16 protein-coding genes are annotated in these 13,955 nt (G+C 46.3%); 4 read left to right on the top strand and 12 right to left on the bottom strand.

Going from position 1 to position 13,955, the window contains the following annotated elements; translation table 11 throughout:
* The first annotated feature begins 53 nt into the window (after positions 1-53).
* On the top strand, positions 54-1,772 hold the full coding sequence (locus tag ICN21_RS00840; protein WP_216176048.1) for a glycosyltransferase family 39 protein: 1,719 nt from the start codon (positions 54-56) through the stop codon (positions 1,770-1,772).
* A 3-nt stretch (positions 1,773-1,775) separates the two neighbouring features.
* On the top strand, positions 1,776-3,167 hold the full coding sequence (locus ICN21_RS00835) for an MATE family efflux transporter (RefSeq protein WP_216176046.1): 1,392 nt from the start codon (positions 1,776-1,778) through the stop codon (positions 3,165-3,167).
* A gap of 14 nt (positions 3,168-3,181) precedes the next feature.
* Here ICN21_RS00835 and ICN21_RS00830 read toward each other — a convergent pair whose 3' ends face one another.
* The 8 genes from ICN21_RS00830 to ICN21_RS00795 all read right to left on the bottom strand — a co-directional run bounded on the left by ICN21_RS00830 (position 3,182) and on the right by ICN21_RS00795 (position 8,302).
* Positions 3,182-3,643, bottom strand: a complete 462-nt coding sequence (locus ICN21_RS00830; protein WP_216176044.1) for a glycine zipper family protein — start codon at positions 3,641-3,643, stop codon at positions 3,182-3,184.
* 44 nt (positions 3,644-3,687) lie between these two features.
* Positions 3,688-4,143: a hypothetical protein gene (locus ICN21_RS00825; RefSeq protein WP_251369950.1), complete on the bottom strand. Its 456-nt coding sequence runs from the start codon at positions 4,141-4,143 to the stop codon at positions 3,688-3,690.
* Positions 4,144-4,304: 161 nt separating this feature from the next.
* Positions 4,305-5,306, bottom strand: coding sequence for a tripartite tricarboxylate transporter substrate binding protein (locus tag ICN21_RS00820; RefSeq protein WP_216176097.1), 1,002 nt, complete (start codon positions 5,304-5,306; stop codon positions 4,305-4,307).
* A 33-nt stretch (positions 5,307-5,339) separates the two neighbouring features.
* A complete protein-coding gene (locus ICN21_RS00815; RefSeq protein WP_216176042.1) occupies positions 5,340-5,903 on the bottom strand; it encodes a disulfide bond formation protein B in 564 nt (187 codons plus the stop codon).
* Between the two features lie 5 nt (positions 5,904-5,908).
* Complete coding sequence (locus ICN21_RS00810; RefSeq protein WP_215295061.1) at positions 5,909-6,067, bottom strand: DUF5993 family protein; 159 nt, start codon at positions 6,065-6,067, stop codon at positions 5,909-5,911.
* Between the two features lie 124 nt (positions 6,068-6,191).
* Entirely contained in the window at positions 6,192-7,250 is a 1,059-nt protein-coding gene (locus ICN21_RS00805) for an alpha/beta fold hydrolase (RefSeq protein WP_216176040.1), read from the bottom strand.
* 48 nt (positions 7,251-7,298) lie between these two features.
* A complete protein-coding gene (locus ICN21_RS00800) occupies positions 7,299-7,991 on the bottom strand; it encodes a fumarylacetoacetate hydrolase family protein (RefSeq protein WP_216176038.1) in 693 nt (230 codons plus the stop codon).
* Positions 7,992-8,017: 26 nt separating this feature from the next.
* On the bottom strand, positions 8,018-8,302 hold the full coding sequence (locus ICN21_RS00795) for a SemiSWEET transporter (RefSeq protein WP_216176036.1): 285 nt from the start codon (positions 8,300-8,302) through the stop codon (positions 8,018-8,020).
* A 106-nt stretch (positions 8,303-8,408) separates the two neighbouring features.
* Between ICN21_RS00795 and ICN21_RS00790 the strand changes: the two genes are divergently transcribed.
* Positions 8,409-9,407 (top strand): tripartite tricarboxylate transporter substrate binding protein, encoded by a 999-nt coding sequence (locus ICN21_RS00790; protein ID WP_216125458.1) that lies wholly within the window; start codon positions 8,409-8,411, stop codon positions 9,405-9,407.
* A gap of 81 nt (positions 9,408-9,488) precedes the next feature.
* On the opposite strand, the gene ICN21_RS00785 is transcribed toward ICN21_RS00790, so the two are convergent.
* The 4 genes from ICN21_RS00785 to ICN21_RS00770 form a co-directional block, all read right to left on the bottom strand.
* A complete protein-coding gene (locus tag ICN21_RS00785) occupies positions 9,489-10,478 on the bottom strand; it encodes a tripartite tricarboxylate transporter substrate binding protein (RefSeq protein ID WP_216176034.1) in 990 nt (329 codons plus the stop codon).
* A gap of 70 nt (positions 10,479-10,548) precedes the next feature.
* Positions 10,549-10,950 (bottom strand): cytochrome c5 family protein, encoded by a 402-nt coding sequence (locus ICN21_RS00780; protein WP_216176032.1) that lies wholly within the window; start codon positions 10,948-10,950, stop codon positions 10,549-10,551.
* A gap of 56 nt (positions 10,951-11,006) precedes the next feature.
* Entirely contained in the window at positions 11,007-11,804 is a 798-nt protein-coding gene (locus ICN21_RS00775; protein WP_216176030.1) for a class II aldolase/adducin family protein, read from the bottom strand.
* Positions 11,804-12,790: a tripartite tricarboxylate transporter substrate binding protein gene (locus ICN21_RS00770; protein WP_216176028.1), complete on the bottom strand. Its 987-nt coding sequence runs from the start codon at positions 12,788-12,790 to the stop codon at positions 11,804-11,806. Before ICN21_RS00770 ends, ICN21_RS00775 begins: the two co-directional genes overlap by 1 nt.
* A 111-nt stretch (positions 12,791-12,901) precedes the next feature.
* Here ICN21_RS00770 and ICN21_RS00765 point away from each other — a divergent pair, with 111 nt between their 5' ends.
* Positions 12,902-13,789, top strand: coding sequence for a fumarylacetoacetate hydrolase family protein (locus ICN21_RS00765; protein WP_216176026.1), 888 nt, complete (start codon positions 12,902-12,904; stop codon positions 13,787-13,789).
* The last annotated feature ends 166 nt before the right edge of the window (positions 13,790-13,955 follow it).

The raw sequence follows: 13,955 nt of genomic DNA, 5'->3' as shown, positions 1-13,955 counted from the left end.
CAAGGCAGCGTTTGCTGCCTTTTTTATTGCTTGTTTTTGTTTAAATAAAGTTCATGGTCAAACTCACTGCCGCTGCTACTAAATCGATTCCGCGCATCATTATTTTTGCGTTGACTTTGATTTATGGTTTTGCAGGTCTCTTCTTCCGTGATCCTTGGAAGAATGAAGATGCGATTGGTTTTGGCGGCATGTGGACTTTGTTTCGCGGCAACTCGATCGATTGGCTCGTGCCTCACTTAGCAGGTCGTGATGTTTCATTAGGTACACCATTGCCTTACTGGATGGGCGCCACTCTCATTAAATTATTTGGCGGCTTCATTGGTGCTGCTAATGCAGCGCGCTTATATTCTGCGATTTGCTTTTTTGCTGCTGCACTGGCAATTTGGTACGCCACGTATTTATTAGGTCGTCGCCGTGAAGTGCAACCGATGGCTTTTGCAGTGGGTGGCCAGCCTGACCTGAAAAGTTATGGCATGACACTTGCTGATGGCGCATTGTTGATCTTCTTGGCTTGTGTCGGCCTTGCTCAGCGTGCTCATGAAACAACGCCGATGATGGCGCAACTAATGGGTATTAGTATCGTGCTCTACGGCACTGTACGTGGATTAGACAAACCATGGCAAGGGGGTTTATGGACCGGCCTTGGTATTGCGATCGTAGCGCTATCTAGCAATCTCACTTTAAGTCTGATCGTTGTCACCTCGACCATCATTGCGGTAATCGCCAGTAACGCTAAGTTACGCTTTCGCTGGACTTTGACCAGTACTGTTTTAGGTCTCATTGGTTTTGCGATTTGGCCGGCGCTTTGGTATCTGGCTGACTTACCGGCTAGCTGGCGCCACATTGCTCAAGAAGGCTGGCGCAATGTGCCGGAGATGCGTTCTACTCCATCGCTTGAGTCCTTGAGTTTTTTGAGTGTGAACTTCTGGGCTTATGCCTGGCCGGTATGGCCATTAGTATTGATCTCTTTAGGACACTGGGGTCGCGTTAAAGAAGCAGGGTCTTGGCGCGCTCCCCACCTTTGTATTCCGCTGAGCTTATTTATTGGTACCTTGATTTACGTCCTATTCCGCCTCGAGGCAAATGAACATGATCTGATGATCATGATTCCTAGCCTGTCGATCATCGCTGCTTTTAGCTTACCGATTCTTAAACGTAGCATCATCAGCTTTATTGATTGGTTTGCGATGTTCAGCTTTACGCTAATTGCCTTAGCCATTTGGATTATCTGGCTCGCAAAAGTCACCGGCTATCCAGAATCTACCGCTGCCAATATTGCACGCTTACTTCCCGGTTTTGAAGGTCAATTGAATTGGCTTGCGTTTATCGTCGCACTTGCGATTACTGGTGTCTGGCTCTCAGTGGTCCGCTGGAGAACATCGCGCGCCCCTAAAGAAATCTGGCGCTGCTTGATTATCTCGGCATCAGGTACTACCTTGATGTGGGTATTACTCATGACTCTATGGCTACCTACTATTAACTTTGCTAAAACCTATCGTCCGGTATCTGCTCGTCTGGCACAAGTAGTTCCTACAGGCGGCGGATGCATTAACACCAGCAATATTGGTTCGGCCCAGTTAGCCTCATTTGACTACTTTACTAAACTGACTTTACGTGATGATCCAGATTGTCCTTGGATGCTGACGCATAACCAATCTGAAGCAAAAGCCTACGCGCAACTTAATAACAAGAAACTTCGCCTTCTCTGGGAAGATCGTCGCGCCGCTGACCGCGATGAGCGTTTGCGTCTATACGAAGTGATTCCGGAATAAGGCGTGCTGCACTTTAAGTTATCACGCCTACGTGAGGACGTTCCCGCTCTACTAAAACTCGCCGGTCCTCTGCTCATTGGTCAACTCGCAGTCATTACCTTTGGGGTTTTAGATACCGCAATGACGGCACGTTACTCTGCCGATGATCTAGCAGCATTAGCCATGGCTTCAGCCATCTTCATTAGTATCTATGTTGGTCTCACTGGCGTCGTGTCTGCTCTCGCTCCAATCGCTGGGCAACTTTTTGGCGCAAAACGCTATAGCGAGATTGGCGAAGAAGTTCGTCAAGCAACTTGGCTTGCTTTAGGTTTATCTATTCTCGGTTGTTTTATCTTACTCAATGCAGATCATTTATTGGCGATCTCGCAAATCAGTTCTGATATTGAAGATAAGGCAAGGCTATATCTCAGTATTTTGGCGCTTGGCTTACCAGCAAGTATGGGTATGCGCATCCTCATGGGATTACATAACGCCGTCTCCCGCCCTACAGTCATTACCGTGGTGCAATTAATTGGATTAGGTCTGAAGATTCCCTTAAATCTTCTGTTTATTTATGGCGGCTTAGGCATTGAAGGGATGGGTGGCCCAGGCTGTGCGGTTGCTACCGTCATCATCAACTGGTCTTGGCTGTTAATGACTCTAGGCTTTGTACTGTTTGATCGCTTTTATCTACCCTTCAAGATATTCGAGCGCTTTAGCCTACCTGATTGGCCTCGCATTTGGACTTTGTTAAAGCTAGGTACGCCGATTGGCTTTAGCTATCTGATTGAAGTCACCTCCTTTACCTTCATGTCCTTGTTTATTGCGCGTTTAGGCACTACTGCTCTAGCGGGGCATCAAATTGTGGCCAATATGGGAACCGTAATTTATATGGTGCCACTCTCACTCTCGATTGCCACGATGACTTTAGTATCTCAATCGATTGGTGCTAACAAGCCAGAGCGCGCTGAAGAAATTGGTTGGTCCTCGGTTTTCTTTACAACCACTTTGTGCATCATTATTGGTATTGCTGTCTGGGTGTTCCGCATTCAGCTATTAGATTTATATGATCCACCAGAGGAAGTGAAAGCATTTTCCATACCCCTCTTTTTGTTTATTGCTTTTTATCAAATCTTTGATGCCTTGCAAGTGACTGCCGCATTTATTTTGCGAGCATATCGGATCGCCTTTTGGCCTATGCTCATTTATGCTGGCTCACTCTGGGGTGTAGGTCTTGGTGGCGGTTACTTGATGGGCTTTAATGTATTGGGTAATACGCCCACATTCTTGCAAGGTGCTAATGGCTTTTGGGCTGGCAACAGCATTAGCCTAGGGTTAGCTGGCTGCTTACTACTCTACTTATTTAGAAGAACGGCGGAGCGCTATGAGAAAACGCATCCGCCAGTCGAGCTGTAAAACTACTGCGGAACTTAGCGGTAGCTCGGTCCTGAGACAGGTGCCGCATAACTAGGAACCTGATTGCCTTTAGAGTACATACATTGTTGGTAGGCAATGTTGTATTGAGTTTGCGCTTGGTTTTGTTTGCCAGCTGAGTTCATAGCACCCATCGCAGCGCCACCTAATAAACCAACACCTGCGCCAGTACCAATGTTCGGACTACTACCACCCTGAATCACTGCACCAGCAGCGGCGCCTAAGGCGGCACCAATGGCGGCACTGGTAGCGCCTTCTTTTAAGGCAGCATTACTGGTATCTTTGACAGCATTGTCAGCAAACTCACGGCACTGCTTATCTTCTTGTTGAAACACCTCAAACGGTTTACCTTCGCGCGGCATGATCGCAATCGTAGGTCCAGTTGGCGCAGATACGCATCCAGCTAGTGAAGTGCATACAGAAACAGTCAATACTGCGATACGAGCAAATCGTTTCATAAAAAACCTTTAAATATTCTGAAATAAGCTGGATAAATACAGCATCAATACTGTGGACGTCTTGGTTGAGTGTTGCTCGTAGGTGGCGTTGCTGCTTGTATCTGCCAACCTGTTGGACACTCTTGTGCGTATGGGAAATACTTGCCGCTAGCTTCACAGTAATACCAAACTGCCGGCTGAGGCTGAGCTGCCAATACCATTGGTTGCTGAGGCGGCATGTAGACTACAGGCGGAGCATAAACTACGGGAGGTGAGTAGTAGTTAGCATATGGGCCGTAATACCCGCCACCATAAGCCCAATTACCACGCCAACCTGGTCCGTAACCATGGCCCCAACCAGGACCGTAGGCGGCAGGACGCCAACCACCACCGTAACCGCCATGGCCACCGCCAACTGAGACATTCCAACCCACATTGCCTGCTTGAGCAGCTACAGGAGCAAATGCCAGTAGAGCAGCTAAGGCGACTCCTAAGATACTGAATTGATTGATCTGTTTCATGATTGACCCCCCATTTGGTCCTACGTGGTCTTCTATTTCTTGATATTGATATTCTAGTTTTTACTGGTTTTACTATCAATGTCTTACTATTAATAACGCCTCAAATTCACTCAAGCTGACAAGAAAGTAACTTATTTATTAGCACTGTTATTAGTGCCACCCTACTGATCTAATTTTGCTCCAGATTGCTTTACTACCCTACTCCATTTAGCAGACTCCTGGGTAATCAATTTAGATAGCTCATTGGGGCCTCCCGGGGCGGGATCTAAGCCCCCCGCCAAAAGACGAGTTCTAACTTCAGGATTATTCAGCGTTTTTCTAGTTAACTGATTGAGACGCTTTTGAACGGCAGGCGGTAAGTTCGCTGGCGCCATTAAAGAAAACCAAGAAACTGCCTCAAATCCAGGCAAGCCCTGTTCCGCCAATGTGGGAATGTCAGTGGCAGCTTGAGAACGCTTGAGGGTAGTGACACCTAAAGCCTGCACTTCACCAGCTTTAATTAAAGGCAGTGAAGATGACAAGTTATCAAAGAGCATGGAGATACGACCACTGACTAAATCTGGTAAGGACTGTGCGCGCCCCTTATACGGAATATGCCGAATTTGTACGCCAGCCATCTCTTTAAATAATTCACCGGACATATGCAATGAAGTACCTACACCCGAAGAACCAAAGGTCAGTTGATTGGGTTTAGCTTTTGCAAGTTCAATGAGCTCTTGCAAGTTATTCACGCCCAGTTGTTTATTAACAATGAGTACATTAGGAGTACTAGCCAAGAAGCTAATGGGCGTAAAGTCTTTAACGGGGTCAAAGGACATCTTGTCATAAAGCGCACCATTGATCGCATGGATGCCTACCGTGCCAATCAGGAGCGTGTAACCATCAGGTTCACTCTTGGCTACGAGATCAGCACCGATGTTGCCACCATAGCCGGGACGGTTTTCAACTAAGACCGGTACACCCAAACTTTGTTGCCAACTTTCTGCTAACACGCGCGCCAAAATATCAGGCGCCCCACCAGGAGTAAAGGTCACCACAATTCGAATAGATTGTTTTGGCCAGTGGGTACTTTTTTGAAGATCTGCTTGAGCTTGCACTAAGAGCGTCACTGCACTGAAGCATATGAATAGAAGCAGGCTCTTAGCTGCCTTAGAGAATCGCATCATCTTAAAGCCCAACCTAGTGGGCATCATCACTTAAAAACCAAATCGGGAGCGCAACCACAGCCAACCCTCATACTTGACTGGATCATCAGCACAAGCGCCAATGCCACATTCGAGTAGAGTTGAAACGAGATTAGCTAAAACAATCAAAATAAACAGAATGACTAGTGTATTGGCAAACCAAGAACGTGAACGTACTTCACGATTTGGCAGCATTAACAAAATGGCAAAGCCCGCTAATAAGCCAAGATAACCAACGAAAGCCCAAGTATAAAAATGGAGCTCTAAGAAGGTTGCGCCAAAGCCTTTGTCGCCCGGCAGAATGTGGAGCAATACTTGACGCAGAGAAACCATCATCCCCACTAAGCCACCCATCATGCCACAGCCATAATGCGCTGAGTGCGCACCACAGCGAATATTGAGCACCAAAGCAAATCCAATAATCACAAAGCCCATCCTTTGCATTAAGCAAAGTGGGCAAGGCAACTCACCAAAATACAATTGATCAACAAAGGCATAAGACAAGGTGCCAATCACTGCCAACAAAGCCAGTTGGTTACCTAAAGCCGCTAAAGAAGGAAAGGATTGTCTGCTCACAATGCTTACAGACTGATATTGAGATGATTCGTTGCATGAAAGCGAAACCAAACCATCAAAATGAGTACGGTGATCGCCAACATTAATAAACCTGCAAAGCGCTTCTCAAACCAGACTAAGAAGAGTCCGATCAACGCTGTCAGAAAAGGCAGGAACATATACATAGGAGAATTCTAGCGCAGGAGACTCTAGAACTCGGTAAATCAGCAATTCAGAGTCTAGAAAATGGTCTTTAGGAATACCCATTTTCTAAATACGTAAAACCCAAAACAGTGATGTAACTCGTTATTAATTCTTGCTAGATTGATTGAGGAACTGCACGACTGTTGCAACAAAGAGATCGGGAACCTCTACGTGCGGGACGTGACCAACATTCTCAATCGGCACTAACCTTGCATTCGGAATCACTGCCTGAGCTTTTTTACCCAACTCCGGAAAGTTACCCAAAGCTTTTACTGCCTCAGGGGGTGCAAACCGTCTACCAAATACGGTGCGATCTTTTTGACCAATCACTAGTAATACCGGCATCTTGAGCTGTGGCAAATCACCAACAACAGGTTTTTCAGCAATCATCTGATACGTGAGCACCGATGTCATTGCATAGGCAGGATAGTCTGAGCCTTTTTGAACGCGAACATAGACTTCAACAAACTTTTCATAGGCAGGTTGCCAAGTCGGAAAATACGTTTGCAAGAAGCGACGATAACTCGTCTCCGTTTGGGCCATCTCTAACTTGAGTAAATTGTCGTTTTGCTGAGGCGGGATATCTTTGCTGTAATCCTCTAGTCCTAGAGGATTCTCCAGAACTAACTTTTGTACTGTCTGTGGATAGAGGCGCGCAAAGCGCACACCAACCATGCCGCCCATCGAATTTGCAATCACCGAGACTTGCTTGATACCCATTAATTTGAGCAAAGCTTTGGTATTGGCAGCTAAATCATCAAAGTGATATGCGACATTTGGCTTAGAAGATTTACCAAAACCAATCTGATCTGGGGCAATCACGCGATACCCTGCTTGCGTTAAGCCTGCAATCGTAGGCGCCCAATAATCGCTCGAGAAGTTCTTGCCATGAAAGAGCAACACTGCACCCTTTTGTTTGCCTACCGCCGGCACATCCATATAGACCATGCTGGCGGGAACGCCTTGCAAGCTCGTTTTAAATTCTTTGGTTGGATAAGGGTATGGCCATGCACTTAAACGTAAATCCAAAGGAGTCGCATTGGTATACAAGCTTGCGGGTGCAGCAGTGCTTGCTACACTAGGCGCACTGGCTTCATTACTCGCGCAAGCTGCTAACAATAAAGACAGGGTAGAAACTACTACAAGGGTTCTGAAGATATTCATGTTTTTATATTCGGCAGTTTTGCGTTCAGTGAGGCATTTAATACATTCTTAAGCGATTTTGGTTTTAAGATTCTTTAATCCCGCAACACTGCCCTCGAGTACATCCCCTTTTTTCACAGGGCCTACGCCTGCGGGTGTGCCAGAGAAAATGAGATCACCTGGCTCTAATGTAAACAGCGTTGAGAGGTATGCAATGGTGTCAGGTACATTCCAGATCAGTTGATTGAGATCACCCAACTGACGCTCTTCACCATTTACTAATAATGTAACTGCGCCCTGGCTAGGATGACCACATTGAGTGACTGGCGTAATTTCTCCACAAGGAGCAGATTGGTCAAAGGCTTTGCCAGTATCCCAAGGACGGCCCATTTTTTTTGCCTCACCTTGTAAGTCGCGTCTTGTCATATCCAAGCCAACGCCATATCCATAGACATAATCCAAGGCTTTATCGGCAGCAATATTAGAGCCCCCTTTGCCAATAGCGACGACCATTTCAATTTCGTGATGGACATCTTTCGATAAATTGGGGTAAGTCATATCTTTACCATCCGTCACGATCGAGTTTGCTGGCTTCATAAAAAAGAATGGTGGCTCACGATCTGGATCATGGCCCATCTCACGCGCATGATCTGCATAGTTACGACCGACGCAATAAATGCGATTGACTGCAAAGCGACGGGTTTCACCTGTCACTGGCAAAGAAATCTGCACTGGAGGATCGATAACAAAAGTTGAACTCATGACTTACCTTTCTAAAGGGGGGATTTTTATTGTTTCGGTTGTTTAGAAGTATGACGCAATTTCAATAATAAAATACTGAGGGCGAGAGTAAAAGTGAGGGCATTGGCTAATATCAAGGGCCACTTTTCAATAATCAGACCGTAGACCAGCCACAAACCCACTCCTGCAGTAAATAAGGAATACATTCCGAAGGAGATTCCAGAAAGATCTTTGGTGCGCCAAGACTGAATTGCTTGGGGTAAAAACGCAACCGTGGTTAAGAATGCAGCGCAATATCCAATGATCTCAATTTGATGGGGCTCTAGGGTCATGCATTCATTGTAATTAGAGAATGGCTTCAATCCTGAATCTAGTGCAGAAAACCAAATTCTGTAGATAATGGAAACTTGTAGTTCAACCCATTACCAATAATACAAAATGAGACAAAAACTGACCTATTGGATTAGCGCAGCCCTATGCGCTAGCTTCATCGCATCCCCAGTGCTCGCTCAAGGCGATGCTGCACTGAAAAACTATCCGGATAAGTCAATCCGACTAGTGATCCCTTTCCCTCCAGGTGGGGCGACTGATGTGATTGGCCGCATCATGGCACAAGAGCTGTCTAAGACATTGAATCAGCAAGTAGTGCCAGACAACCGCGCTGGAGATAGCGGCAATATTGGCGCTGACTTAGTCGCCAAATCGCCAGCCGATGGCTACACCTTATTGATGGGCGCCCTCACCTCCCATGCCATCAATACAAACTTAGACAAAGACAAGATTAAATACAACTTGGAGAAAGATTTCACTCCAGTGGCCATTGTGGGTGTCGTACCTCTCGTCTTTGTGGTGAACCCATCAGTACCCGTAAAGAATATGAAAGAGTTCATCGCCTATGCGAAAGCCAATCCAGGCAAGCTCACTTTTGCCTCTTCTGGCGCTGGCGCTCCACAGCGTCTCGCGATGGAAATGTTCCGTTACCAACTCGGACTAGATATGCTGCATATCCCATATAAAGGGAGCGGGCCTGCTATGACCGATCTGGTTGGCGGACAAGTACTCAGCATGTCTGAAACCGTTCCAGCTGCTTTGCAATTTATCCAAGCAGGTCAGTTAAGGGCATTGGCAGTGACCACTGCTAAACGCATCAGTCAGTTGCCTGATGTACCGACCGTCACCGAAGCAACCGGCTTGCCAAACTTTGACGTAGTGAGCATGTTTGGTATTGAAGCACCAGCAGGAACACCACCAGCCATCGTGAATAAATTGAGTGCAGATATCAAAACCATTTTGCAGCGCCCCGATGTTCAAGAACGCATGCTAGCTGCTGGCGTTTATGTAAATTATCTTTCTCCAGCAGACTCAAGTAAACGTATTCATCGTGAACTCAATATGTGGAGTAAGGTCATTAAGGATGCCAACGTCAAGGCAGACTAATTACCCAACACTTAGAAAGAATCAAGGGGATCTCGATGAGATCCCCTTTTTGTAATTCAATGCTCTGTAGTTATACCAAGATTACTCGGCCTCGATTTTGGCTTGCTGAGCAACCAACTCCCACTTCTTCTTCTCAGCGGCAATAAAGAGCTTGGTGTTAGCCGGTGTGTCACCTACAGCCCAGCCGCCCAAATCTTTCCAGCGTTGTTTAATTTCTGGGGAGTCTAGTGCTTTCTTTACAGCAACATAGAGTTTGTCGATCACAGGTTTTGGTGTTCCAGCAGGAACGAATAAACCAAACCACGCAGTAACTTCAAAGTTGGGATAACCCGCTTGAATCATGGTTGGTACATCAGGCAGTTCTGCAACTCTGTTCTTGCTGGTCACTGCGAGAGCGCGTAATTTTCCAGCCTTGATGTATTGCATCGAGCTCGGCAGGTTATCGACCATCATGCTCGTCTGGCCAGCCAATAGATCAGCCAATGCTGGTCCAGCACCTTTATAGGGTACGTGAATAATGTCGATACCAGCTTGTGTTTTAAATAACTCGCCAGACATATGGATTGATTGACCACGGCCAGAAGATGCAAAGGAATATTTACCCGGATTGGCTTTTGCCAAAGCAACCAGCTCAGCAACCGTCTTTGCAGGCACCTCGGGATTGACTACTAGTACGTTTGGGTTAGCAATCACAACAGTGATGGGCTCCATGTCTTCCATCTTATAAGGAAGACTTTTATAAAGGCTGTAGTTAATTGCATTCGGGCCAATATTGCCCATGGCCATGGTATAACCATCAGCAGGGGCTGCAAGCAAAGCTTGAATACCAATGATGCCTGCGCCACCGGCTTTGTTTTCAATGATCACACTTTGTCCAAGCTCTTTACCCAAAATCTCTGACAGAGCACGCGATGAAATATCAGTTGTGCCACCTGGCGCTGCCGTGACAATAATTTTGACGGGTTTATTAGGGAAAGGCTGAGCAAACACCAAGGGGGCGCAAAAAACTGAGGCCGTTATGGCAGCACAAACAAAAGCGCATTGCTTACGCAAAAATTGAAAGTGAATCATATTGTCTCCGAATAATCTCTATTGATCGTTTTATTCAATCCATTTAAACTTCTACATCTTTACAGCCACATCATTGCTTCTTATTCAATCCTGCTTTACGAGATTCCACTTCTTTATTAATGGCAGTAATCATCTTTGCATCCGGTGATTTCCAGTTACCGCCTGAATTGTTGACCATATAGACCAGCGCATCTGAAAATGCCTCAATACTCAAATTCGGGTTTCCTCCCTTTGGCGGCATAGCTCTCACCCCAACATAAGCATGTGCAGTCAAAGTTGGCTGCCCTTCTGCGATCAATGGTGCCCACTTAGCTTTATCTCCAAACTTCGGCGCATTCAGAACACCAGCGCCATGACAGCTAGCGCATACTTGTTTGTAAGTGCTTTCGCCTGATTGTGCATGCACCAATCCGGAAGCACTAAGTAGCGCTAAGGCAAAACCAAAAATATGGATCTCTTTTTTCAAACTCATTATTACCTTTCAGTGCAATCATTAATACATTCATTGCCATGCTAATGGATAATGACTTATTGTGTTTTCTTGACTCTTTCGGTCCAAAGCTGCCAAGGTCGACCAATGGTCTTCTCGATCGTTTCTTGGGCGATCGAGGCTTCACCTGGGGTGAGATATTGAACCTGCCCCATCTTCATTGCTTCCCCTTGAATGCTGGCGTTCTGAATCGCATAGACCGCCCTAAAGACAGCCTTTTTGATGGAGTCTGCTCCAGCGGCATAACCGTGACCACGCATCAGAACAAAGTATTGCAAACCCATTGATTGGGATAAGGCATTACCCAACTCCACATTACTGACAAACATATCGGTATCTGGATTAGGTTTTGCAAAATTACGAATTTCAAATATCGGTGCGCCCTCGGCCAAAAAAGAACTCATGTGATACACCGGTTTTAAGGGAGTTCCAGTCAAACCATAAGGCAAGATCGGTGGTGCATGTCCATGAATCACTGAATTGATATCGGGACGATTTTTTAGAATGCCACTATGAATAAATCGTTCGCCATATGCAACCCGAGTGTCGCCATTGAGCGCCTTACCATTCATATCGAACTCTATGATGTCCTCGACCTTAACAGTCGACGGCGCAACACTTCTCGCTAGAAAGAAAGTATTGGGATTGGCAGGATTACGAACGCTAATATGGCCATAGCCATCAACTGCATTTTGGTCGTACAAAATATGATTAGCAATCACCAATTCTTCAATGGCTACTTTGACCTTGGGATCTTGCTCCATCTGCTCTTGCACAGAGGCAGCATGAGTCTGCGCAATACCGAGCAACATCAATGAAATCAGAATTCTTTTCATCATTCCACCTTGCCGATCTTTCTGACGATCTCACCCATCTGCGCAGATTCTTTATCCCAGTAGACTTTAAATTCGGGAGCATCCAGATATTGGATGGGGCTTCCTGCGCCATTAATCACAGAGCGTACTCTCTCATCCGTTGAGGCTTGCTTAGCAGCTTCACGTAGCTTATTGGTGATGTAGTCAGGAGTAGCACTAGGCACAAATAATCCAGCCCACTGTGAAAACTCTATCTTCACACCCATTTCTTTAAAGCTGGGTACCTCTGGCATGCTAGCCAATCTGCCATCACCCCAATGGGCTAAAGCACGTACCTTGCCTGCTTTAATTTGCTGAACAATCGAGGATGGCCCAGTAGCAATCGCATCCACCTGTCCGCCCAATAAACCCACAATCGCTGGCCCAGCACCCGTATAAGGAATATGTACCATGTAGAACTTTTCAGAAGACTTGAGCATCTCCATTGGCACGTGCATAGTTCCATAGTTTCCTGAAGAACCAAAGTTGTATTTACCAGGATTGGCGCGCATTGCAGCTACAAAAGCTTTGTAATCTTTCCAAGGGCTATCTGCGCGCACCACTAATACGGTTGGATCAGCAGTAAAACGGGCAATCGGTTTGAGTTGATTCAACTGAAAAGATTGCTCGCGCCCGACTACTTTGTCAGCCTCGGGAATAATTGAAATGGAAGATAAAGCCATCAAGATGGTGTAACCATCTGGTTTTGATTTAGCCACTGACGCCATACCAATACCACCACCTGCACCCGCCTTATTTTCCACAATCACCGGTTGGACCAAGATGCGGGACAGCGCTTCAGCCACCGGTCTACCTACGGCATCGGCTACACCACCCGGAGGAAATGGCACGACCATGGTGATCGACTTGGTGGGCCAAGGCTCTAGGGTCTGGGCAAACGCAGAAATTGCCCAACAAGATAATGCGATACAGCCCAACAAACGGCGAACTTGGTATTTTTGTCTCATTTTGTCTCTGAACCGTAATTTCGTTATTATTTATGCTCTTTATCCTACTACAAGAATCATCACAATCAACTAGGGTTAGTCTAGACATAACCCCCACTGGAGATAGTAATCATGAGATACGCAGCATTTTCTTTAAGCAAAGAGCCTTCTAAGACTCGGGTGGGAATCGTAGCGGCTGACGGCAAGACTGTACAAGAGCTTGATTTAGGGGTTGATGTAAGTGAAGACGGCATTGTGGCCATCCTCAAATCAGATCTGGCTGGCAAATTACCCCAGCCCATTGCGACGCATGCCGTGAGTGATATTCGTTTACTCGCCCCCGTTCCAAGACCTCGTAGAAATATTTTCTGTGTTGGCAAAAATTATTATGAGCATGCTAAAGAATTTTCTAATAGCGGATTTGATGGCAGCGCTAAACCAGGCGAGGATATTCCAAGCCATGCCATTTTCTTTACCAAGCCGCCAGAGTCTGTCACCGGCCCAAATACTAATGTCATCATTCCAACCGCTATCTCTACTTGTATCGACTACGAAGCAGAGTTAACGATTGTGATTGGCAAAGGCGGCAAAGGGATTAGCGAAGCGGATGCCATGAAACATGTCTGGGGTTACACCGCTATTAATGATGTGACGGCCCGCGATTGGCAACAACGTCATAAGCAATGGTTCCTTGGCAAGAGTTTTGATACCTTCTGTCCGATGGGCCCCTGGGTTGTGACCACAGATGAAGTCAATGCCGAAGATATTTCTGTGAAATGCTGGGTCAATGGTGAGTTACGCCAAAACTCCAATACCAAAGATCTGATCTTTGATATTCCGAACATGATTGCCACTGTCTCAGCCGGTATTACGCTTTACCCTGGCGATCTGATTGCCACCGGGACCCCCGTGGGTGTTGGCATCGGATTTAAGCCGCCGAAGTATTTAGTCAATGGCGATGTCGTAGTGGTTGAGATGGGCGGCATTGGCAAACTTGAAAATACCTTTGTTGCCGTCTAAGTAAGTCAACTGATATTGACTTAAAAAGAAAGCCACCCTAGTGAACTGACCCCCAAAAGTTGGACGCTATGTCCAACCAAGGGGGTTTTGTTTTATGAGCAAGTACAGCAAGCAGTTCAAGCTAAAGGTAGTTAAAGAGTTTCTAAAGTCAGGTGGTCTTAAGCGG

Origin of the sequence: Polynucleobacter sp. AP-Feld-500C-C5 (genome assembly GCF_018882265.1) — a bacterium.
Lineage (GTDB): Bacteria > Pseudomonadota > Gammaproteobacteria > Burkholderiales > Burkholderiaceae > Polynucleobacter.
This window is presented reverse-complemented; position numbering and strand designations above follow the sequence as displayed.